This is a genomic window from Rossellomorea yichunensis, assembly GCF_032337515.1.
Taxonomy (GTDB): Bacteria; Bacillota; Bacilli; order Bacillales; family Bacillaceae_B; genus Rossellomorea; species Rossellomorea yichunensis.
In genome coordinates this window covers 268,328-289,394 of sequence record NZ_JAVYAD010000003.1, presented here as the reverse complement: position 1 = coordinate 289,394, position 21,067 = coordinate 268,328, and the positions used below count along the sequence as shown (strand labels likewise).

23 protein-coding genes are annotated in these 21,067 nt (G+C 38.7%); 5 read left to right on the top strand and 18 right to left on the bottom strand.

From position 1 onward, the window contains the following. Positions 1-149 precede the first annotated feature (149 nt). Positions 150-818, bottom strand: a complete 669-nt coding sequence (locus RSX31_RS09280) for a DNA alkylation repair protein (RefSeq protein WP_315634370.1) — start codon at positions 816-818, stop codon at positions 150-152. Between the two features lie 208 nt (positions 819-1,026). On the opposite strand from RSX31_RS09280, the gene RSX31_RS09275 reads away from it, so the two are divergent. Together RSX31_RS09275 and RSX31_RS09270 are read left to right on the top strand one after the other, a co-directional pair. After that, on the top strand, positions 1,027-1,884 hold the full coding sequence (locus tag RSX31_RS09275) for a helix-turn-helix domain-containing protein (RefSeq protein WP_315634369.1): 858 nt from the start codon (positions 1,027-1,029) through the stop codon (positions 1,882-1,884). A gap of 59 nt (positions 1,885-1,943) precedes the next feature. Next, positions 1,944-2,321, top strand: a complete 378-nt coding sequence (locus tag RSX31_RS09270) for a VOC family protein (protein WP_315634368.1) — start codon at positions 1,944-1,946, stop codon at positions 2,319-2,321. A gap of 324 nt (positions 2,322-2,645) precedes the next feature. On the opposite strand, the gene RSX31_RS09265 is transcribed toward RSX31_RS09270, so the two are convergent. The 12 genes from RSX31_RS09265 to RSX31_RS09210 all read right to left on the bottom strand — a co-directional run bounded on the left by RSX31_RS09265 (position 2,646) and on the right by RSX31_RS09210 (position 12,279). Beyond that, positions 2,646-3,395, bottom strand: coding sequence for an ABC transporter permease (locus RSX31_RS09265; RefSeq protein ID WP_148995989.1), 750 nt, complete (start codon positions 3,393-3,395; stop codon positions 2,646-2,648). Continuing rightward, entirely contained in the window at positions 3,385-4,158 is a 774-nt protein-coding gene (locus RSX31_RS09260) for an ABC transporter ATP-binding protein (RefSeq protein ID WP_315634367.1), read from the bottom strand. The genes RSX31_RS09265 and RSX31_RS09260 overlap by 11 nt, the downstream gene beginning before the upstream one ends. A gap of 156 nt (positions 4,159-4,314) precedes the next feature. Then, positions 4,315-4,659 carry a DUF1048 domain-containing protein gene (locus tag RSX31_RS09255; protein ID WP_315634366.1) on the bottom strand — a complete coding sequence of 115 codons (345 nt, stop codon included), beginning with the start codon at positions 4,657-4,659 and terminating at the stop codon, positions 4,315-4,317. 1 nt (position 4,660) lies between these two features. Beyond that, complete coding sequence (locus RSX31_RS09250) at positions 4,661-4,999, bottom strand: PadR family transcriptional regulator (protein WP_148969987.1); 339 nt, start codon at positions 4,997-4,999, stop codon at positions 4,661-4,663. A gap of 191 nt (positions 5,000-5,190) precedes the next feature. Continuing rightward, positions 5,191-6,099 carry a sensor histidine kinase gene (locus RSX31_RS09245; protein WP_315634365.1) on the bottom strand — a complete coding sequence of 303 codons (909 nt, stop codon included), beginning with the start codon at positions 6,097-6,099 and terminating at the stop codon, positions 5,191-5,193. Positions 6,100-6,120: 21 nt separating this feature from the next. Further along, positions 6,121-6,870, bottom strand: a complete 750-nt coding sequence (locus RSX31_RS09240; RefSeq protein ID WP_315634364.1) for an ABC transporter permease — start codon at positions 6,868-6,870, stop codon at positions 6,121-6,123. Further along, positions 6,863-7,786, bottom strand: coding sequence for an ABC transporter ATP-binding protein (locus RSX31_RS09235; RefSeq protein ID WP_315634363.1), 924 nt, complete (start codon positions 7,784-7,786; stop codon positions 6,863-6,865). Before RSX31_RS09235 ends, RSX31_RS09240 begins: the two co-directional genes overlap by 8 nt. 106 nt (positions 7,787-7,892) lie before the next feature. After that, positions 7,893-8,585 carry a response regulator transcription factor gene (locus RSX31_RS09230; RefSeq protein WP_315634362.1) on the bottom strand — a complete coding sequence of 231 codons (693 nt, stop codon included), beginning with the start codon at positions 8,583-8,585 and terminating at the stop codon, positions 7,893-7,895. 803 nt (positions 8,586-9,388) lie between these two features. Further along, the gene (locus RSX31_RS09225; protein WP_315634361.1) at positions 9,389-9,985 is read right to left on the bottom strand and encodes a class I SAM-dependent methyltransferase; all 597 of its coding nucleotides are present in this window, start codon (positions 9,983-9,985) and stop codon (positions 9,389-9,391) included. Between the two features lie 93 nt (positions 9,986-10,078). Continuing rightward, positions 10,079-10,549 (bottom strand): GNAT family N-acetyltransferase, encoded by a 471-nt coding sequence (locus tag RSX31_RS09220; protein ID WP_315634360.1) that lies wholly within the window; start codon positions 10,547-10,549, stop codon positions 10,079-10,081. Positions 10,550-10,808: 259 nt separating this feature from the next. After that, positions 10,809-11,519, bottom strand: coding sequence for a S8 family serine peptidase (locus RSX31_RS09215; RefSeq protein ID WP_315634359.1), 711 nt, complete (start codon positions 11,517-11,519; stop codon positions 10,809-10,811). A gap of 277 nt (positions 11,520-11,796) precedes the next feature. After that, the gene (locus RSX31_RS09210) at positions 11,797-12,279 is read right to left on the bottom strand and encodes a hypothetical protein (RefSeq protein ID WP_282139138.1); all 483 of its coding nucleotides are present in this window, start codon (positions 12,277-12,279) and stop codon (positions 11,797-11,799) included. Positions 12,280-12,468: 189 nt separating this feature from the next. Between RSX31_RS09210 and RSX31_RS09205 the strand changes: the two genes are divergently transcribed. Beyond that, a complete protein-coding gene (locus RSX31_RS09205) occupies positions 12,469-12,831 on the top strand; it encodes a hypothetical protein (RefSeq protein WP_282139139.1) in 363 nt (120 codons plus the stop codon). A 235-nt stretch (positions 12,832-13,066) separates the two neighbouring features. Here RSX31_RS09205 and RSX31_RS09200 read toward each other — a convergent pair whose 3' ends face one another. Continuing rightward, complete coding sequence (locus RSX31_RS09200) at positions 13,067-14,182, bottom strand: L-dopachrome tautomerase-related protein (RefSeq protein WP_397548085.1); 1,116 nt, start codon at positions 14,180-14,182, stop codon at positions 13,067-13,069. A 367-nt stretch (positions 14,183-14,549) separates the two neighbouring features. After that, positions 14,550-15,059 (bottom strand): GNAT family N-acetyltransferase, encoded by a 510-nt coding sequence (locus tag RSX31_RS09195; RefSeq protein ID WP_315634357.1) that lies wholly within the window; start codon positions 15,057-15,059, stop codon positions 14,550-14,552. A 566-nt stretch (positions 15,060-15,625) separates the two neighbouring features. Between RSX31_RS09195 and RSX31_RS09190 the strand changes: the two genes are divergently transcribed. Both RSX31_RS09190 and RSX31_RS09185 read left to right on the top strand, forming a co-directional pair. Continuing rightward, positions 15,626-16,648: an AraC family transcriptional regulator gene (locus RSX31_RS09190; protein ID WP_315634356.1), complete on the top strand. Its 1,023-nt coding sequence runs from the start codon at positions 15,626-15,628 to the stop codon at positions 16,646-16,648. A gap of 96 nt (positions 16,649-16,744) precedes the next feature. Then, entirely contained in the window at positions 16,745-17,539 is a 795-nt protein-coding gene (locus tag RSX31_RS09185; RefSeq protein ID WP_315634355.1) for an SDR family NAD(P)-dependent oxidoreductase, read from the top strand. A 482-nt stretch (positions 17,540-18,021) separates the two neighbouring features. On the opposite strand, the gene RSX31_RS09180 is transcribed toward RSX31_RS09185, so the two are convergent. The 3 genes from RSX31_RS09180 to RSX31_RS09170 form a co-directional block, all read right to left on the bottom strand. Next, positions 18,022-18,498 carry an SRPBCC family protein gene (locus tag RSX31_RS09180; RefSeq protein ID WP_282139152.1) on the bottom strand — a complete coding sequence of 159 codons (477 nt, stop codon included), beginning with the start codon at positions 18,496-18,498 and terminating at the stop codon, positions 18,022-18,024. Between the two features lie 553 nt (positions 18,499-19,051). Beyond that, positions 19,052-19,777, bottom strand: a complete 726-nt coding sequence (locus RSX31_RS09175) for an alpha/beta fold hydrolase (protein WP_315634354.1) — start codon at positions 19,775-19,777, stop codon at positions 19,052-19,054. Positions 19,778-19,905: 128 nt separating this feature from the next. Next, positions 19,906-20,772, bottom strand: a complete 867-nt coding sequence (locus RSX31_RS09170; RefSeq protein WP_315634353.1) for a GNAT family N-acetyltransferase — start codon at positions 20,770-20,772, stop codon at positions 19,906-19,908. Positions 20,773-21,067 lie beyond the last annotated feature (295 nt).

Genomic DNA, 21,067 nt, shown 5'->3' with positions numbered 1-21,067 from the left:
TACACTTTTGTCCCAGCCTCCTCATAATAAATTTTGATATTTCCCTCCAAGCAAAAAGGATTCTGGAATGTTACTTTCAGATCCTTACCATATTGAGGCTTTGAATTGCTTTATTTTCCCATCAAATCTTATGGATGTTTCAGTGGTAACTATTTATTAATTCGTTTGTTAACTTCAATCGTAATGAACTCCGGCAAATAATTGGGAGTACATCCTTTTGATACCATTTCATCTTTGTAAAGACCCGTTTTCTCACCAAGTTTCATACAACGTGCTCGATACTTTTCACCATAAACGCCTATCCAGCCTGCGGTGAAATTCATAGCCCATTGAACTTCCGGTTCTTCCTGCGTAATAGTCGCTTCAATTGCAGATAGTAAGTCTGCGGTGTTATCAGGCGGTGTTTGTCCAGTCCATCTCAATCTCGCTTGAAAATACCAGAAAGCTCGCCTTTGAAGAGCAGATGGACTATTTTCCCATGACTCCATCAATGCAATGTTCTTCTTGTCTTTGGTGAGCTGATTAGCCATTAACCAATCCATTAAGTTATTTCGCTCATCATATGTGTGAGTCTGCATATCCTGATCAAGCTTATTTAGTACATCTTGTGAAAGAAGTTTTTTGTCCATAATTAAGATTGCCAATAGTCTTGGCAGAAACTCTCCAGTTGACCAAAGTTCCATAGCTAGTTCGTGATCTTTTTTAATGTCCTTCGCGATTTTTCGTAAGTCGCCTAGCTTCGTTTTACTATTGATCTGAGATAGAATGTTTTCTGCTTTTGAAGAGCGTTTTATTTCTGTGCTTTTATTTTTATTCATTAAACACAACTCCTTATTAAAGCTCTGTTAGTCATTGGCGGAATATCTTTTCGCAAACAATTGTACCATAACAATGAAAAAGGAGTGATTTATTTCGCCGTTATTTATGGTACGGTTCATCTAAATGCATTGGTAATATATATGAACACAGTTAAAATTCCATTGTATAATAATACTATGGAAAAATAAGTTATCTGGAGATTGTATTATGCCAAAAAATGATTCTACCAATTTCGTTTTGAATGCAAAAAGTAAACAGTTTTACTGGGAAGGTAATGGTCAACTGTCCATTAAAACATTCTTTAATGGTAAAGCCCATTACAAGACTAACAAAGGCTTCTTTGCTGTTGAAGAGAGTAGATACCTACTCCTCAATGAAGGTGCATACACCATTTCAATTGAAGAACCTAAAGTTGTAGAATCCTTTTGTCTTTTCTTTAAAGATGGGTTTGCGGAAGAAGTCCTTCATTCCTTAAAAGAAACAAATGAGCGTCTTCTAAGTGATCCGTTTAAGGATACAAGTTCAATTGGTTTTTTTGAAAAAACCTATCATAAGAATAATACTCTATCTTATCAACTGGAATATTTCATGCAGATATTACCCAGTCTTGATATTGATTCCGTTGGTTATGAGGAACAATTCCATAAGATAATGTTTTCTATTTTAAATGAACACATAAATACATATACAGAAATCGAATCATTACATGCAATTCGTAATTCTACACGTGAAGAATTATACAGAAGGGTAAGTATAGCACACGATTATATTAGATCTTATTTTAATCAACCGATAAAACTAGAGGAAGTTGCTAAAGCTGCTTGTTTATCACCTAACCATTTATTAAGAACTTACTCTCAAATTTACGGTAGAACGCCCCATCAGCATATTTCAGTATTCAGAATACAAAAGGCAAAACAATTACTAGCAGAATTAGACCGTAATATGACCGATATAACCTTTGAACTTGGATTTCAAAACCCTGTATCATTTAGTAAAATGTTTAAGCAACATGTTGGTTTATCTCCTAGAGAATATCGAAAAAAAGTGAGATCGGATAAGTAATTATAAGGGAGATTCTTTATCCTTATTAGGAATAAGAAATTTGAAGGGAGAAATGTTTTATGGATACTACAATGATTAAGAATGTTGGGCAAATTGGAATACCTGTCAAAGATATAAATAGGGCACTGGATTTTTATAAAGATAAACTAGGACTTTCTCTATATTTTAACACGGATAGTATGGCATTTTTTGAATGCGATGGCCTGCGGCTCATGTTGACACTTCCAGAAAAAGAGGAATTTGCTCATTCAAGTTCGGTTATTTATTTTCAAGTAAATAATATTAAAGATACATATGAGCGCTTAGTAGGTAAAGAAGTTACTTTTATCGATGAACCACATGTGGTAACGAAAATGGGACAAACTGAAATGTGGATGGTATTTTTTAAAGATACAGAAGATAATACTCATGCATTGATGAGTGAAGTACAAGTTTAAGAAAACCAAAAGGAGATCGTCTATATTACACGAACGGTCTCCTTCATTATAAATTAGACTTTTTAATACTTCTTTATCCAGAATTACTTCTTCCCTCTGCTTTACCACTATTTGTGATACGGTTCCCCACTACCAGTGCTAAACCACATCTTCAACAATCTGGACCGTTAACCCAATAAAAAGCGTTCATCCATACTAGATCAACGCCCCTCAACTTTAACTACATTCCTTTACAAAATCAGTACAAATAGTTGATGATTTCCTATAATTCATCTAGAAGTTTCAAATACATTCACAACACCAGTAATGAACATATTGTTGCATTCAACCTAATTGGCGTTTAAATACTTTACTAGCGATGAAGTAAGCAATGACCATAATACCCACGCACCAGGCAAGCGAGATCCAGATATCGTTGCCCACGGTCCCTTCAAATAAGAGGGCACGTATTGAATTCACGATTGAAGTCACGGGCTGGTTCTCCGCGAACGCACGGACAATTTTAGGCATGGTTTCAGTGGGGACAAAGGCTGAACTGATGAACGGCAGAAAAATCAGCGGGTACGAGTATGCTGTGGCTCCTTCCATGGACCGTGCTGTCAATCCAGGTATAACTGCCAGCCATGTCAGCGCTAATGTAAACAGCACGAGTATCCCACCTACTGCGAGCCAATCCAGGATATCAGCACTGGGACGGAAACCCATCAAGAGTGCGACGAGGATGACCACCACAACAGTAAGCGCATTGGAAACAAGCGATGTCAATACGTGGGCCCACAATACAGACGAGCGCTTGATGGGCATGGTAATGAAGCGCGCCATCAGACCACTTTTCACATCATTAAAGAGCCGCAAAGAAGTGTAAGCGACGCCGGATGCGATCGTGATCAGCAGGATTCCCGGCAATAGATAATCGACGTAGTTGTCCGTGCCAGTCTCTATAGCGCCGCCAAATACGTAGACAAACAGCAGCATCATCATAATCGGCGTGATCGCCACCGTGATAATCGTATCCGGGCTGCGTAAGATATTGCGCATTAAACGTCCCAGTAGTACCCCTGTTTTACTTTTCATTTACATCTCCTCCTTTTTTGCCAATGATTGCGAGGAAAATTTCTTCCAATGTCGGCTGCTTCTCGATGTATTCCACTTTCGCTGGCGGGAACATCTCCTTGAGTTCCGTAAGGGTACCCGTCGTGATGATTTTACCGCCATGCAGGATGGCAATGCGGTCCGCCAGTTGTTCCGCTTCCTCCAGGTACTGGGTCGTCAGCAATATGGTCGTGCCACCGCCGGCAAGCTCCTTGACGGTCTCCCAGACTTCAATCCGCGCTTCGGGATCAAGCCCCGTGGTCGGTTCATCTAGAAATATAACGGCCGGCTTCCCTATCAGGCTCATGGCAATATCAAGACGGCGCTTCATCCCCCCTGAATAATGATCTGCACGTTGGTTGGCTGCATCGGTGAGACTGAATCTTGTAAGCAGATCATCGGCGACTTGAGAGGGATTGGAAACCCCACGCAACTTGGCAATCATCATCAGATTTTCCCGCCCGGTTTGCATGCCGTCTAAAGCTGCAAACTGACCAGTCAGGCTGATGCTCTGGCGAACATGATCCGGTTGCCGCTGAACATCAAAGCTGCAAATACTCACTTCACCGCAATCCTGCTTCATCAACGTCGAGAGGATATTGACGATCGTTGTCTTTCCCGCTCCATTAGAGCCCAGCAGTGCGAAAATTTCACCACGGACCACCTCTAAGTCCACTCCCTTTAAGACTTCCTTGTCTTTAAAGGATTTTTTCAACCCTTTTATACAAATCGCTACATCATTCATCTTTTTTCCTCCTTATAAAATGCGCTAGTTTACCTTTCCCCTAGTACTCAGTAAGACTGATATTCTGTAATACTTACTACCGGATTAAAAAAATAACTGAATAGTGAATGTACTACCACATTCAACCCGCTATTCAGTCGGTATTCGCTTTTGCATTCACTTTTTTTCACGGCCAATCGTATTGTTCAACTTAGCTCGATGCTTGTCACTCCAGGTCTCGGAGTCCTTCACCAGTTCATCACAGAAAGCAGCTACGTCCTCACCCGTGAGGTCAGTTACTTTCTTGCCTTCCGCTGCACCTTCCTCGAACAGATCGAGAATGCCATTAAAGATACGGCTGGTGTCCTTCCAATCGGTGAGACCACCGGCGGTCCACATATATTTTTGGATCGCTTTGTATGCGTTGAGGTACTCACTAGGAAGTGTCTTCGCACGTGCTTCCATCGCCTTCCATTCCCGCTTGTCAGCCAGATTTCCGATAATCATTTCAATAAACTTCATCTTATCCTCTCCTTTTGATTTCTTTCGTTTTGAGTTCGTTCATTTTGCTTGAGACAAAATCCCATTTTCCCCAAAAAGTTTCGAGCTTCTCATGACCTGCTGCGTTGAGTGTGTAAAATTTTCTCGGTGGCCCCACAGTAGAGCGCTTTTTTTCAATGTCCACCAGATTGTTTTTCTCAAGGCGCATGGTAATCGTATAAACTGTGCCTTCAACCACATCCGTGAAGCCAAGTTCCCTCAGCTGTTGCGTGATTTCATAACCATACGTTTCACCGCGGCTGATGATTTCAAGCACACAACCCTCAAGCACTCCTTTCAGCATTTCAGTAAAATTCTCCAAATGTTCACCCCCAATTGTATTTCGTATACTCCCTGTAATTTGTCTCTCAGGTATTTTGTGCTACTGATATTCAGTAATACTGACTACTAGTATATAGTATCGCAGAATAGCTCAAATTGTCAATCAAATAATAGCCCATTTTTTTAGTAACGACTAAACTTCAGCTCTGATGGTAATTGTGGAGTATTGTATTAATCGGATTCCGCTTCCCATTCACAAATCATCGTTAAATGATTCTCTTTTAATTCAGCATGAATGCTTCCGTTCATTTTTTCCATTAAGCTTTTCGCGATCGGTAAACCGAGCCCAGTACCTTTCCCGGTTCTTGTTTGATCAGCCTTATAAAAACGGTCGAACATCTGATGTACGTCAAGCTCACTCATTTTCCCAACAGAGTTTGAAATTTTCAGCTGAACGGCTGTATCCATTTCTTTAAGCTGAATGGTCACATTTCCTGTAGAGTATCGAATGGCATTCACTGCAAGATTTTCGATCACTCTTTTCATGAGAGAGGAGTCGGCCATCATCATAATGTCTTGCTCCGGGATATGGATGTCCGGTTCTATATCCCTTTTTTTAAACTCCTCATAAAACCCTAATAGTGACTCAATAATCAAATGGTTAACACTGACCTTCTCCATTTTCAAAGGGTAATCCGCTTGTTCAATAATCGATAGCTCGAAAAAATCTTCAAGTAACACCTTTAACCTTCCTGCACTATTTTTGATTGTTTCAATGTATTTCTTCTTTTCCTCATGGCTCATTTCATCTGATTCCAGAAATTGAATATATCCTAAGATTGATGTCATGGGTGTTCGAATATCATGAGAAATATGGGATATAGCCTGTCTTAGTTCATTTTCAGTGGAGCGCTTGACTGCTTCAGCCTTTTTCGTTAAATCAATCTGGTTATTTATTTCCTGTGCTAACTCCTCGAAATCGCGGTCATAAAAGCTAATCGTCAATTTTTTCGCTGAGTCCTGTTGGTGTAATTGCCGGAGTTGCAAGGTTGCCCTTTTCATTTCCTTTTTCAACAGATAAAAACGGATGAGGACATATGCGAAGGCTGCCAAAACTGCCATCAATAAATAGAGTATCATTTGACCTCACCCACTTTCGTTTTACTTAATTTCTTTTCTTTGAAAAATCATGCTTCCTAAAGCACCAAATAACAGAAACGTCAGAATGGGAACCACTATGATGATTAATACATCCCCGCTCTTCAACGTATCCACAATGATAATGTCATAAATCAACTTAAAGATGGAATGATTTAAAATGGTTTCAAACAAGGGCACTTTTGCCGCTAACATCTGCAGGGGCCAATCAGCAAATACAAAGAACAGAAGAAGAAACCCTATCGTTTTCCCACTGTCTGTAAACAGGATAGAAAAGATCGCCATGATGGAAGCGAAGGCTGCCCCGTACAATATAATCAGTCCCAATGTTTGCAGGTAATATGTCCACTCAGGCATCTCTGCAAATCCAAAATAGATGGCGCTGGATCCTGTCATCATAATCGGTAATATTAATGATATGATAATGGCTCCAATTGAAAATACGATCAGCTTTGCAGAGTAGATTCGGAACCTGCTATTGCCTGAAGATACGATACTTTTCATCGTACCCATGGAATATTCGCTTGTGATAAAGAAGCCTGCCAAAATACTTGGAATAAGCTTCACTATATTCGCATGAGGACCGAGAATGCTCTCCCGATAATAATCCTTTACAGTTGGTAATCCTGAAGCCCCATTATCGAATTCTATTAGTGGAAACAACACTGCAGCCGCAACTAACATCCAGGTCAGGAATCGAAATGATCGGTCCTTCCTTAATTTATACCACTCCGTTTTTAGTAGATTACCCATGCTGTACACCTCCGATGCGATGACTAAAGTACGTTTCCAAATCTTCTCCCATCGGCATAAATTCTTCTATGACCAACCCTTCACTGGTTAAGATTTTGGAAACTTCACCCGGTACGTCAACATAGGCAAACAACCTTATGGTTCCATCAGGCATCACTTCAAACTCTTGTGTTGAAAAATGATTTTCTATTACCGTTGCAGCCTTGTTTGGATCATCCACTTTAATATGCAGGTACTGCTGACATTTTTCATTCAGTTCTTTCGCAGAAAGTTGTTCTAACAATTCTCCCTCATGAATAATCCCATAGTGAGTGGCCAGTAAATGCAGCTCACTTAATATATGACTGGAGATTAGTATAGTAATTCCATATTCTCGATTAAGCTTTTTAAGTAATTCCCGTACTTCGACAACTCCCATAGGGTCCAGTCCATTGATCGGTTCATCCAGAATCAGAAACTCAGGATCCCCTAATAATGCGATACCAAGGCCTAAACGCTGCTTCATTCCTAATGAAAAATCCTTTGCTTTCTTTTTTCCTGTATTCTGCAAACCGACTAAATTCAAGGTCTTTTCGATACAGTCTTTTCCCGGTATCCCTTTCAACAGACGGTGAGCTTCCAAGTTTTCAGCGGCGGTCATTTGCGGATATAGCGCCGGCCCTTCGATGATGGTTCCAATTCTTTTTCTTGCTTCAATAATATTTCGTTCCTGGCTTTCTCCAAACAATTCAAATGTACCTGTCGTTGGATACGCGAGACCGGTTATTAGGCGAATCAACGTTGATTTCCCGGCACCGTTCTGACCGATAAATCCATAAATAGACCCTTTTTTGATCATGACACTCACTTTATGAAGCGCCATTTTATTTTGATATGTTTTTGATAATTGACTGGTTTTTAATACATATCCATTCATCAATATTTCCTCCTTTATTCACTTGTTCAAAGGGCTCCTCTTTGAACACTCTTAAAGTATAAGAAGGAAAACGTAAGAAAGTCTTAAGTCATATCTTAAGAAAACCTTAAGTTTTTAGTTTATAGCCCATTCCCCAAATGGTTTCAATATACTCTTCATTCTGATTCGCTTTCGCAAGCTTACTTCTGATATTACTTACATGAACATTGATGGTATTGTCGTCCCCATGGAATTTCTCATTCCACACACTCTCAAACAAATTAGCCTTTGAAAAAACCTTTTTAGGAGAGGACATCATGAGAAGCAATATCTCATATTCCCGTGCCGTTAATTTGAGTTCATTATCATTCACTGTCACTATTTTTGAGTCCGTGTCCAATACGATATCTTTATAAAACATTTGATTTGTCAGTGGAGCATCTGATAGATCCCGGTACCTTCTAAGACAGGAATCAATTCTGGCCGATACCTCATCAACATCGAAAGGTTTAGTAATATAGTCGTCTGCACCAGCTCTTAACGAATTGATCTTCGTTTGTGTTTCAAGCTTTGCCGAAATGATAATGATCGGAACATTACTTTCATTTGTGACCTTTTTTAATAGATCTTCACCAGATAAACCCGGGAGCATGAGATCAATTAATACCATATCCCATTTTTGACTGTCCAGGTAGATCACTGCTTCCGTACCTGAATATGCGGGCTTGGGGGAATAGCCACTTTTCCTGACAATATTACATAGTAAGCGATTAATATCCTCATCATCTTCAATTATTAGAATATCAACTGAATCCTTCAACTGAATCACCCTCACATTTATTACCATCATCATTGATTGAATTCACGTCAATGTCAAGTGTGGAATAATCATTGTGTACCCACCTAAAAAAAATCGAGCCTAACATCTTTATGATTGGCTCTTTTCGTAAAGTTTGTTGCTTATTGTAGAGGGAGAAAGTAATAGTTGATTTCCGCTCCAGGATGCTCGCTTTCCGCGGGGCTGGCGGTGAGCCTCCTCGGCTGCGCCTGCGGGGTCTCACCTGTCCAGCTCCGGCGGCTAGCCCCTCGAGGTCATAAGCTAAATGGTCCAAGAAGGCAAAGAGCGCCTTCTCGGCCCATTCATCTTATGCTAGTCGGGGCTGGTCAAGCCGCCTGCGCTTTTCGAGCTGTCCAGCTATTCCCGGAGGAGTCGAGCATCCTTCCGCTCCAATCAACTTTCTGAGGATGAATCCTTAATGGGGAACAATTAAAACAAGAATTTTAGCAAACAATCTCATTTAAGGTATGTAGAGATTGATTTACCTTTTAAGAAAGAAGAATTTTTTCTTGCACACCTTGAAGCTCTGTCAAGAAAATTCTGTTAAAGATGGTGAGGGGAACTGCGCAGACTCGGGCGGATTTTGGGCGTGCTGAGACCCCGTTCCGCTAAGCTGAGGAAGCTCGGCCTAACGTCAGCGGAAAGCGGAGAAGTTCCCTCACCATTCAGCATAAACTGGTTGACAGAGCCCTCGCAGATTCTATATTAGAAAACAACAATCTTTGCGAAAAGAGCCTTATGATTTCAAACTCGATTTCTATGGTTAAGCTATTGTTTCCCCTAAATCACTTTATACTACTGGATATAAACATGGAGGCATCCTGATTCATGAAAATACGTTCTCCATGATGGAATGTCTTGATTTCCGTTGACTTAAATCCCGCTTCGGATAGCTTTTCTTTCAGTTTTTCATGGACAAAGCCGTTATGAACCCTCGGGTGGCTGATGTTATCGTTTTTGTCAAAATCAACAATAATGAGCTTGCCACCATCATTCAGAATGTTGCACAACTCATTTAGAATCTTTTTAGTATCGGGAATATGAAGAAGGACGAGTGACATTAACACGATGTCAGCCTTAAGAGCAGGAGTTCCCTGGGTAAAATCTGAATAAAGTGCTTCCGAGTTGGTGATAGCTTTTTGAGAAATCTTTGCTTTCGCAACCTCTACCATTTGTTCTGATGAATCAACCAACAAAATGGATTCCACTAAATCCGTTAATTCCAGACTAATCAGACCGGTGCCACTCCCGTAGTCGATTAGAGATTTTGATTTACTATTTTGTAGTTCTTGTTTTACTTCCTTTACAATTACTTTAGCTAATTCTATTCGATCTTCTGTATCGTATCTTTTCGCCATCTCTTCAAAAACGTTATTTTCCATATTTCACTCTCCTATCCTTAGCATTGAAGCTGCGTGGTAAACATTATATCAAATCATGAAGATCCAAGTGAACACGATGGGACAAGGAGAGCTTTATAACTCTATTTCCATCCTCCTCATTTTTGTCTTTACATTCATTGATTCATAAAATTTTATGGCATTTTCGTTAAACTCCCACACGCCTAATTCTAATGAGTCTGCTTCTATATCCTTTGCGAATTCTAATATTTTCCCAAAGAATATTTTCCCCGCTCCTTTTCCTCTGTACATACGATCAACACCAAAATCGTCCATATAGACCACTTTCTTTGGAATGAGAATGGGTCTTTCCTCAGTATGTTTGATCGTAAGGATTGTATAAGCGATTGGGTGGTCTTCTTCCAGTAAGAAGACCTTTGTATTTTCTCCTTCTATCAAGTTGTTAAAATACTCTTTGTCTAACGTTGTATCAGCCATCTTATAATGATCCGGTCTTTCCTTTGTATGAATTTCGTGCACTTGTCTTTGGATTTGATGAACCACATCATAATCATTCCGGGTGGCTTCTCTAATGTGCATATTCATATACTTTCCCCCTGATGTTTGCTGTGTTGATTTTAATGTAAACTTCCGATACTATCCTTCTTCCATTTATAAGGGATTTTCGACCAATTATATAACATCAAGAACAAGAATATAAAAAAGCAGATCATTATATTATCTATCCACTGAACTTGTCGATTATCGATTATTTGCCAAACAGTTGATGCCAAGAAATATATTAAGGGGAGACTGATGCTTTCCTTAAACATTTTTATCCCACTCCCTTCTTTGTGAATTGCTTTCACAAGTAGCGGGCTGTATATCCAGATATTTGGGCAGCAGCGAAGGAAGTACCGCTGAAAGTTTCCAAGTCCCCATCTTTATTGATTGAAAGAACCTCTGTCCCAGTTGCGGCGAAATCAACCTTTCCCCTTGCCGCTAATGAAGATCGGACCATGTCGGAGTTTACAGATGTGATGGACCATACGCCTTCATAGCGTGCCGGATAGTCAGCCTCTTGCCCCAGTGTATTACCTGCTGCCGATATGATGATAATCCCTGAAGAAAGCGCCTCATCAATTGCCTTCTTAAGGTGTAGATCATCAACTTGAAAACCGGAACTGATATTGATGATGTCTACCTTCTCTTGGATGCACCAGTTGATTCCTTTGACCAAATCGGCTACCTTCCCGTTGCCTTTCTTATCTAGAACCTTTACATCATAAATGGACACATGTTGAGCCAGTCCGCTCATTTCGCCTCCCGAATCTTCGGCAGCTATGATGCCTGCGATCGGAGTGCCGTGGCCATAATGATCTTCAATCGGTTGATTCGGCTGAATGGCATTAAATGATTTATGTATCTTTCCTTTCAATGCCGGATGGTCTTTATTAATTCCACTATCGAGTACAGCGACCTTGATTGGCTGCTTCTCATTAATCAAGTGCAACAGAGCTACTCCGAACAACAATGCGATGATGCCTATTACACGATAAGTCTCTTTACGTTTCATTTTGTTTGACGTAACCTTTCTCTTGGTCGACACACTTTTGACAAGATACATTCTGTTGATAAATCGATCGATTCAACTTTTTTTGAAGAATTCTTCTTTCTATATTATAATGGTGGAAATTTACAGGAAGCTTAACGGAAGCTTAAAGGAACCTTAACTTTTCTTGCCTTATTAAAAGCACCAAAAAATACGCCCAATCCCAACTGGGAGAAAGCGTATTTTTTAACTTTTTTTACACTAATTCTTTACCTCCTCAAATCAAAGCGATCTGCATTCATCATTCAGTAATATGATCAGGAGTCCAAATAGCCAGGTCTTTTCCTGGTAAGGCAATTACAAATTCACTATCCCCATCAATCCCTGCTTGCCAACATTCAAATTCGTCATGATATCCGTTTATAAATAATGAATAATCGTTTTCAAATCGAATGAGTAAGTGGGGAGCATGCTCGTCAACCAGTTCGATTTTTTCCACCACTTGTCTTCTCATTCGAATGATTTGGAGATAGTTTTCCTCTTCAGAAAGATCTTCTATTTCATCCTCTTTTGAAGGATACTGTTTTACATTTGAAGACAGAAGGCACCACTTAGATTCAATGTTTAAAAAGAGTTGGGCATCCTCGACATCGGTGTTTTTATAATGAAAGAAAGATAGCCTAAAGGGACCTGGGGATACCCCGAATTGAACTCCATCCAGTTGAGATCCTCGGAAAAGGTGGTTAAGCAGGGTCTCTGCTTGAACTTTATCTTTTGTTTCCATTTGGTTTAAACTCCTTATTTCTTGAATTTTTTTATTAGCTTTAAGTTGTGGCGGGTGAGAACTATTAAAAATTATGTAAGTTTAATAATCTATTGTATCTAGACTTCACTTTATTAAATGTCAGTCCTGGTTATGTATTTTTGTTAAACTACAAATAGTCTATTCTAAGAGAAACGAGGTGATTGACTCATGGTAAATATGACAGAGGAAGAAAAACAGCAATCTATTGAAGCATTTCTATCCATCATTCGTAAATCTGAAAATGCCCTTGCTCATATGAAACCTGGTGCTCCTCAGACAAAGTTGCTTGAGAAGCGATTGAAAGCAGCAAGGATTGGCGCAGATGTGCTTCATGCATGTTGGGAAGGCAAAGATTTAGATGTCAGCAAAGAAGATTTGATAGAGGCAAAAGGGGTTCTGGAGGGTTTGCTGTTTACGCTTCCTTCCTTTCTTGAGAAGCTGAAGCCCGGAAGTGGGCAGCGTACCTACATCGAGAGAAGGATAAAGGCATTTCAGATTGCCGTTTCCTATCTGCATGATTCGGTCAACTAAAATAGCTGACTGGGGACGGTTCCACTATACTTTTGGGATAGAGAGAGAACCGCCCCCGCTCTACTATGACCAATTTTCACAATTCTTTATTCCACAATATAAAGAGACTCACGTAAAAAAGGGAAATATACGATTCCCCTCATTTTCAACCGCGTTTTCTTTTACTTTTACAAATTACGACCTATTGGCCCTACAGTCAAATTTTACAAAAAAATGAACCAACTAATTTTGATTATCAAATGGTAGATGCAGGTAATTCATCAATATTCATACGAAGTAAACTATAAGGTTTTTGTCGCAGGTCTTTTCCATAATGAAATCTCGCCTGTCGATGTAATTGGTTCACAATGACATATAAGTATTCATCCGGACCAATTGAAAAAGTATCCGGCCATAAAATTCTCGGATCATGTGCGATGGTTTCCATTATGCCATTCGGCAATATCTTTCGAATACTATTGTTCTCATAATCTCCAGCATCAACGACCCCTTTTGCATCTGTAATCATTCCATCAGATGCACCTTTTTCTCCCCAATACTCCACATGATAAGGTAGATCCATGTCCGGTATATTTCTGTCTCTCAGGGCTTCTGTTGGGATCGAGAATAGATGACGACTTGTTAGTGGACAAAAAAACAAAACCTTTCCATCAGGAGAAATCGCAATACCGTCAGACGCCAATCTCAAGGGAGAAGTCCCGCCATCTTTATTTCGATTCATCAACACTTTTCCTTCTACTTTCGGTATAAAATAGGGATCGGGTGAAGTTGAATTTGCCCCATTTAACCGTCTAAATGCGTTTCCATTTTCTAAATCTACGACGATAATAGCTCCTGGTCCTTTGGAAGAAGAATCCGTTATATAGGCATAACCAGCGTTTCCAACACGAAAATCAAATCGGACATCATTCAGGTAAGTTGTTGGCAGGACAACATCCTCTGTAAAGGTATATACTCTTCTAATTGTATTGGTTTTTAAATCAACAGCGACTAATTTCGCCCCACCTTTAATTGGTTCAGAAAAATTGGGTGCCGCTGTATCTAATACCCAAAGCGTTCCCCTTCCATCAGCAACTACACTTTGGACACTGATGAAAGTCATTGTGATATTCTCAGGGTTAACCGAATTGGTTTGTAAATTAGGATAAGGCTGCAATTTATCCTCAACAATTTCCGCTACCGTAAATTTAACATCGTCTCCCCATTTCGGAAAACAAATAAAAACACGACCAGTTTCCGAAACACTAACACCTGTAGGCATAGCCCCATAAAATGAATAAACTAGTTCTAAATTGCCGAAATATTTTTCACTAGGTAACATAGGTGGTTTCATAATATCCTCCTCAAGCATTCAAACGGGATATCACCTATATATGATTTATATTTTTTCTAGTGCATGTTTCTTAATAAGTTTTTTTATACGAAAAGATTATTGAATTGATCGTTTTCTGAATTTTATAAGTCTGTCAGAAAGAAAAAACGCTGAAGACCAGCTGCCTAATTGGTCTTCAGCAATAGCTCCCGTTAATGGAATAAGCCTATTATTCACAACGACTAAATACTCTTTCAAATTCACCATCTATTATTAATTGTTTAATCACTCTTTCAATATTTTCCCGCCTAATCCTCTTCACTAAAATCATATCGCTTGACCAAAAATACCCCCCATTTAAACACTCACCTGTTTGTTCATCTTTCTCAGGAGAGCGTAAGGATGCTTATACTATACGAGAATAGTAAGCTATATCGGCAACTCTGCCTCTTAAATTCGATTCAGGCAACACCGCTACCAAAGTAAACCCGAGTTTTTCAATTAACTTTTTTGACGGCATATTTTTATTATCTATAGTAGCACATAGGCGTTTAAGATTTAATGTGCTTTTACAATGCTCAATGACCGCGGAAACCGCTTCATACGCAAAACCCCATCCCCAATGCTCCCTCATGAAGCGATAACCAATTTCGCCAAGATAACCTTCTGCTATTTCTGGAATCATTACATCACCGATGAATTCATCCGTATCTTTTAATGCGACAGTCCATTTTGTTTCAGTACGATTCCTAACCATTTCTAACATTGAGTCTTCATCACGAGGGGGATTAATCCCAAGAAATTCTCTTACTTCATCATTGTTAAACATTTTAAGCATATTGGGAATGTCTTTTTCTGCTCTCGGACGTAAAATCAATCGTTCTGTTTGAATTTTCGATGCTTCTTTTTTTGCCATGATTTATTCCAGCCTTTCGTACATTATATTAATAATCTATCAATGTGAACGGAATTGAACTTCATCGTTTGTTATCTCCTTATGAAATTTATAATATAATTCGATACCGATTATTTGGATTCCTTCTTCAACTAACCTGCCCTTTAACTTAATACCAATTATTTCAAAATCAAGCAGCTTACTCAAGAAAAACTTTAAACACAAAAGAAACTCAGCCAGCTCAGGATAAGCCCCGGTCTTTTGAATAAGAAAAGTAATTGCACTTTATTCGTGTACTGCTCAGCAAATAAATCTGTTATTTTCTCATCTTAGTACTTATTCAACAATTGCGCTTTGTTTGCTGAATAGTGGAAAATAAGATAGAGCTTTAAAAAAACGGACCAATTTAGTAAATAGATCTTTATGTATTGCTATCGTTATTAATACAATTTGGCGTAGTTAGCAAGTGTTTTGTCGCTATTCGCTAGTTACAAAGCATCGTTGGAGAGTTACTATGAAACTGTACTATTAGCAAAGAAGGAAACGCTTAAACTACTAATGAAAATAGATAAAGGAGGCCCATATGTATGACGTTCTATACCTCTGATCGTATAAAAATCCCTGCAGGATTTTGGACAGGATTACGTCAATTGGGAATAGTCGCCAACGAGGTAGTTCGAAAAGCACAATTGCCAATCTCCATTGTTTCTGATCCATTTGTCACCACAGCCCAATATTTTGCGATCTGGCAGGCTTTTTCCGAACTCATTGATGACACCTCCAAAGGAATCATCAAGCTCGCGACATCCTTTGAAACAGATCATTTCCCTCCGACTGTCTTAGCAACTTACCACGCTCGTGACTACCGTGATGCTTTAAAGCGAATGGCCAAGTACAAACAACTTTGCCCACCTGAAAGCTTACATATCACCGAGGAAGGTGAACACTGTACAATTGAAATAAAAACATTTCATAGTGAACAACCCGGTCTGTCCATATTAATTGGCATTACTTTGGCATTTCTTCTCGAACTGGGGCGCCGGGGCACAGGTCAACCTTTGACAGCAAAGTTAGTAGAATTTTCTACCCATTCAATTGGCGACATGCAGATACTTGAAGATTACTTCGGCTGCCGAATTCAGATCGGTACAAATTGTAACAGGTTGACTATACATCGAGCAGATCTGGATCGTCCCTTTGTCTCGTATAATGCAGAATTGCTAGAGATACTGACTCCGGTACTGGAACAGTCGTTGAATGAGCAGCCACGCAGCCCTTCAATTAGCGAGACGGTCAAGTGGATCATGAAACGTAGCTTAGCAGGAGGTCGCCCTGACATTCAGACTATTGCGAGCGAGTTAGGGATAAGTGATCGAACCTTGCAACGACGGCTTACTGAAGAAGGCACAAGCTTCAAGCATTTGTTAGTAAAAGTTCGACATGAGGAGGCAAGAGTATACCTGGCAGACCCGTCGTTGGATATTAAAGAGGTTGCCTTTTTGATTGGATATGAAGACCAAAACTCATTCTACCGCGCCTTTCACATATGGGAAGGTGCTACCCCTTTACAATGGCGTACTGAACATCTCGGTGCAAACTTGATAAATTGACTAGTTTACTTTTCGACACTGTATTATCAGCAGGATAACTGAATAAGAACTACAGAGGAAGAGGAATATCTTTCAATCTAAAAGGAGCAATGTATTATGGATATGGACTTAAAAAATAAAACAGCTTTAGTCACTGGTTCAACAAGAGGGATCGGTAAAGCAATTGCCATTGAACTTGCAAAGGAAGGTGTTAATGTACTAATTAATGGACGAAATTACGAACAGGTAGAACGAACTGTAAATGAAATTAAGCTAGAGTTCCCTGATATCCTCCCTCAAAATGCTACTGCCGATATTGTAGATAATCAACAAAGGGAAGCATTATTTAAAAAACATCCCCAAATTGATATTTTAGTTAACAATATGGGGATTTATGAAATTATGAAGTATGAGGACGTTGACGATGAAGTATGGGAAAAGTATATCCGTACTAATGTTCTTGCAGCAAATGGACTATCCAAATTTTACTTACCTAAAATGATAAAAAATAATTTTGGCCGAATTATCTTTATTGCGAGTGAAGAAGCAGTTATGCCATCGGGACAAATGCCTCAATATTGTATGACAAAATCAATGCTATTATCATTGTCAAAAAGCCTATCTAAATTAACAATAGGAAAAGAAGTTACAATCAATACCATCTTGCCAGGACCATCGCTCTCTGAAAATGTGCATCATATAATTGAGGGGATGTATCCAAATGAAGATATGACTTTTTCAGCAAAAGAGAAAGAATTCATGACTAAAAATCTACCTCAATCTGAAATTCAACGATTTATCAAGCCAGCTGAAATAGGTAGATTAACTACCTTTATATGTAGCCCTTATGCTTCCGCTTTTAAAGGTTCTCCGATTCGTATGGATGGAGGCATGGTACCGACTATTTTCTAGCACTTTTTCCCTTACTTACCTCTCAAGGTGAGTAAGAATCCTTGCAAAAAACAAATCTTCGTTAAACGATCAACAATCTCGCCTGATTGTTGAAAACTTATTTCCGATAAATAAAATCTCTATTAAGATGCATTACTTAATAGAAAATTATTTGTTATTACATAGTAAAAGTCCACTCTGTAATAAAGATTTGTTCTATTAACTGGCCAAATACAGGAAAAGGACGCGTTCTTCAATAAACGCCCCCGTTTGTTGAACACTTTAATACAAGATAAAGTCTCTACTTTCTCATAGTAAAGCATCAAATCAAGCCAATTAGATACCAAAAATCAACGACTTTCATCCTACCGCTTCCTTTATTAAGTATGATAAAAAGCCAGCACCTAATGTTGGCTTTCAATCTTTCTTATTCAATTAAAGCACTTGCATGAAATAAGCACCTTATACCAATTAGTCTCTAATGGTTAACTCAATATATTTAATTAATTCGCTCGAAAAGCTTCCTGATAATACTCCTTTAATTCAGAGGCATTATCTTTCCATTCCACTGGATGTCCGTTGACTATCTGGCGAAGGACATCCAAGCACCGATGCCATCCTGCAGCGGTATTAACTGCCCATGAATCGTCGTCAAAAGTATGGGTGAAGATCATTAGAGAACCTTTATCCCTTTCCTGCAAAGATATGTTCACTAGATCACCTTCTTCACGGAAACCAAATAAATATGGCTTTTCTAACTCAGTGATGGTAGCCTTATAAGTCGCTCCTTCTCCGTCATCGAAGTCAATTTTGCCCCCAAGTCTGACATCCATCTCTCCAGTGGCAAAAGGGTACCATTGGGAAAAGTACCTCGGAGTTGTAATAACAAGGAAAACATCTTCTGGCTTTTGAGGGAAAAATCGTTCAAATCTTAAAGCATAACGACCATTTGATTCATGTAATGTACCATACTTATTCATCATTTCATCTCCTTTTCTTTATCCTTGAAGTTTCTCCAGCTACTAATTCAAAAAAACAAACTAATGTTTGTTCAGCTCAGGAAAATATCAACCATTTATTCCATGCTTTTAAAGTACCATAATACTTAAACCGCAGATTATAATGTTCCATTCGTTCTTTTCTTTAGTGTTGATGTTTTTTATTCGAATTCCCTCCCAAGTTCGAATAATATCAAGCCTATAATGGCAGTAAAAAAATAACTAAATGCACCGATTCTTTTCGTTTTAATATCAACCGTTTTCTGTTCGAATTTTTTTATGTAGTCAAAGATTATCCACAAACCTATTAAAGGAACTATCCCTTACAAATAATTATCTACTACATGAACTAACGTAAAAACTGTCACTACTGCAAATGCTACATTGCTCAATATTGTTTTAATAATGGTCACTTCCCAAAATGCTTCTTGTTTAATTAACCTTCCCTATAATGGAGTATCGATAAAGCTGAAGAATCGACCCATTATTAGCTATCGCCACGATTAATTCAAGTGTAATTTTTCACAATCTAACTTCAAACACTGTCAATCAACTTTTTCACAGCACTTACTACCACTTCTGGTTCATCATTTTGTATATAATGAGCACTGTTTTCAGCAATCACCAATTCACCTACATAGGATATTTCAAGTATCTCTTTCTGCATATCATTCCATAACTCTTGTGATTCCTTTGAATAATGAGCTTTTTTTCCAGCTGAAAGAACAATTAGTGGGACATTTAATTTAAGTCTAGTGTCTTTCAACTGCTTTAAGCTCTCCATAAATTCACCATAATTCCCTTCATAAATGAATTGCTTATTGTAAGCTTGTTGAAAATCCTCTGACATTGTTGGGAGAAATCTTTCTCTATAATCTTCAGGTGTAGAATCAATCAAGACAAGTCCACAAACTTCATTTTGATATTCAGTTGCAAACATTCTCATGTTTACTCCACCAAAGGAATGCCCTACTAATATATAGGGGGGATTAATGTTGGCTTCAATAAGAAGTTCCTTCAATTCTTTTACCATCTCACCGCTAGTTCTGGGATTAGAACTTGTGTCACTTTTCCCGAGTCCCGCTCTATCATAAATTAGAACATTAGAGAGCATTGAAAGATCTTCGATTACTGAATCCCAAGCCTTGGAAAAATCACCATATCCAGCATCCATTACAACAGTTGGTTTTTCATGATTTTCTCCCACCAATTTTGCATATAGTTTACAACCATTTATTTGCACTAACATTTCTTTAGTCATGTAATCTATCCCTTCATTTGGCCAACTATCAATAGCATAAAAGCTGCTTTTTCGCCTAAACTGCAACGATAATCGAATCAAGAAGCTACCGACATTCAGATCGGAGAAATTATAAATATCGAAGTCTCTTAACCAAACACCTGAGCAGCAATTCCAAATAATTCACCATTTCTCTGTGGCATCTTAGTGGAATTAAACATCATAATGGGTGGATTACTCACGTTTACAAACCCGCATTTCTCTACGGCTTCCATAAACACTCCATTACCTGATGGTATATCGATCCTTAATTTGCCTTGATGTCCAATAGCCAGCTTTTCTAGAATCATAGATGCTACCTGAGCATCCGGTGCTATAATGGGACCTATTATTAGATTGATAGGGCCTAATATAGATAATCCAAAACCTATAATGTTCCCTATGGTATCTTTCACCATTACACAATCCTTGGATTGATTAATTCTATGTTTAAGAAAGCTGCTTCTTTTATCTCCATAAGCCTCTTCATCTAACTCAATTATTTTATATAAGTCGCTCTCATTAAATTGTTCAATGATAACTTTTCTATTGGCTGGATTAGAAGTTGAATAGGTATCACATATGTACTTGTGCACATGGGCAACGATTTGAAATCCCATTTTTTCATAGAGAGGCTTTCCATTTTCAGTTGAAATTAGCATAATTGAAAAGTCACTTGAAAGAGAATTCACACATTGTTGTGTCACTTCTTTTCCTAATCCCATTCCTCTATATTCTTTGTTGACTATGACCATACCAATAGAGGCTAGATTCGTTTCATAAGGGATAATGGCTGCGCTTGAAACAATCTTACCCTCAATATTTTTATGGCCAAATACTTTACCAGATGACATAACAGTCCAAATCTCGTGTTCATCATAATCCCACCCAACTGATTCAGACAGTTCAATTAAACCCGGGATGTCTTTTTTGTCAAACTGGACTAAATGTAACTTCGCCATCTTACTTGTAATCATTAAATTCTCTCCTTAATCGATTCCATATTGAGAGTATTACTTTCTTCCCCAGTTACCCATATATAAGAAAAAATTTTAGTATTCTTCTCGTAAAAGACCATATACATCAACATCTTCATACTTTTCGTGTAGTAGCCTATTCTGCCTTAATACTCCTTCTTTTTGTAATCCAGCTTTCTGTAAGACCATTGATGAAGCCTGATTTCTGGAAATAGCTGATGCCTAAATGCCTGACTGGGGACGGTTCCATTATACTTTTGGTATAGAGAGCCTTATCGCCCTTTTAGTCATACAT

What these genes read in the sequence shown, in the direction of transcription:
- RSX31_RS09260 (WP_315634367.1), bottom strand. Translation starts at nt 4,158, where the DNA reads ATGAATGATGTAGCGATTTGTATAAAAGGGTTGAAAAAATCCTTTAAA.
- RSX31_RS09255 (WP_315634366.1), bottom strand. Translation starts at nt 4,659, where the DNA reads ATGAAGTTTATTGAAATGATTATCGGAAATCTGGCTGACAAGCGGGAA.
- RSX31_RS09195 (WP_315634357.1), bottom strand. Translation starts at nt 15,059, where the DNA reads ATGGCAAAAAAAGAAGCATCGAAAATTCAAACAGAACGATTGATTTTA.
- RSX31_RS09280 (WP_315634370.1), bottom strand. Translation starts at nt 818, where the DNA reads ATGAATAAAAATAAAAGCACAGAAATAAAACGCTCTTCAAAAGCAGAA.
- RSX31_RS09235 (WP_315634363.1), bottom strand. Translation starts at nt 7,786, where the DNA reads ATGAATGGATATGTATTAAAAACCAGTCAATTATCAAAAACATATCAA.
- RSX31_RS09200 (WP_397548085.1), bottom strand. Translation starts at nt 14,182, where the DNA reads ATGCTTGAGGAGGATATTATGAAACCACCTATGTTACCTAGTGAAAAA.
- RSX31_RS09270 (WP_315634368.1), top strand. Translation starts at nt 1,944, where the DNA reads ATGGATACTACAATGATTAAGAATGTTGGGCAAATTGGAATACCTGTC.
- RSX31_RS09245 (WP_315634365.1), bottom strand. Translation starts at nt 6,099, where the DNA reads ATGATACTCTATTTATTGATGGCAGTTTTGGCAGCCTTCGCATATGTC.
- RSX31_RS09240 (WP_315634364.1), bottom strand. Translation starts at nt 6,870, where the DNA reads ATGGGTAATCTACTAAAAACGGAGTGGTATAAATTAAGGAAGGACCGA.
- RSX31_RS09170 (WP_315634353.1), bottom strand. Translation starts at nt 20,772, where the DNA reads ATGATTACAAGTAAGATGGCGAAGTTACATTTAGTCCAGTTTGACAAA.
- RSX31_RS09180 (WP_282139152.1), bottom strand. Translation starts at nt 18,498, where the DNA reads ATGAATAAGTATGGTACATTACATGAATCAAATGGTCGTTATGCTTTA.
- RSX31_RS09210 (WP_282139138.1), bottom strand. Translation starts at nt 12,279, where the DNA reads ATGGAAACAAAAGATAAAGTTCAAGCAGAGACCCTGCTTAACCACCTT.
- RSX31_RS09265 (WP_148995989.1), bottom strand. Translation starts at nt 3,395, where the DNA reads ATGAAAAGTAAAACAGGGGTACTACTGGGACGTTTAATGCGCAATATC.
- RSX31_RS09175 (WP_315634354.1), bottom strand. Translation starts at nt 19,777, where the DNA reads ATGACTAAAGAAATGTTAGTGCAAATAAATGGTTGTAAACTATATGCA.
- RSX31_RS09275 (WP_315634369.1), top strand. Translation starts at nt 1,027, where the DNA reads ATGCCAAAAAATGATTCTACCAATTTCGTTTTGAATGCAAAAAGTAAA.
- RSX31_RS09190 (WP_315634356.1), top strand. Translation starts at nt 15,626, where the DNA reads ATGACGTTCTATACCTCTGATCGTATAAAAATCCCTGCAGGATTTTGG.
- RSX31_RS09225 (WP_315634361.1), bottom strand. Translation starts at nt 9,985, where the DNA reads ATGGAAAATAACGTTTTTGAAGAGATGGCGAAAAGATACGATACAGAA.
- RSX31_RS09215 (WP_315634359.1), bottom strand. Translation starts at nt 11,519, where the DNA reads ATGAAACGTAAAGAGACTTATCGTGTAATAGGCATCATCGCATTGTTG.
- RSX31_RS09205 (WP_282139139.1), top strand. Translation starts at nt 12,469, where the DNA reads ATGGTAAATATGACAGAGGAAGAAAAACAGCAATCTATTGAAGCATTT.
- RSX31_RS09185 (WP_315634355.1), top strand. Translation starts at nt 16,745, where the DNA reads ATGGATATGGACTTAAAAAATAAAACAGCTTTAGTCACTGGTTCAACA.
- RSX31_RS09220 (WP_315634360.1), bottom strand. Translation starts at nt 10,549, where the DNA reads ATGAATATGCACATTAGAGAAGCCACCCGGAATGATTATGATGTGGTT.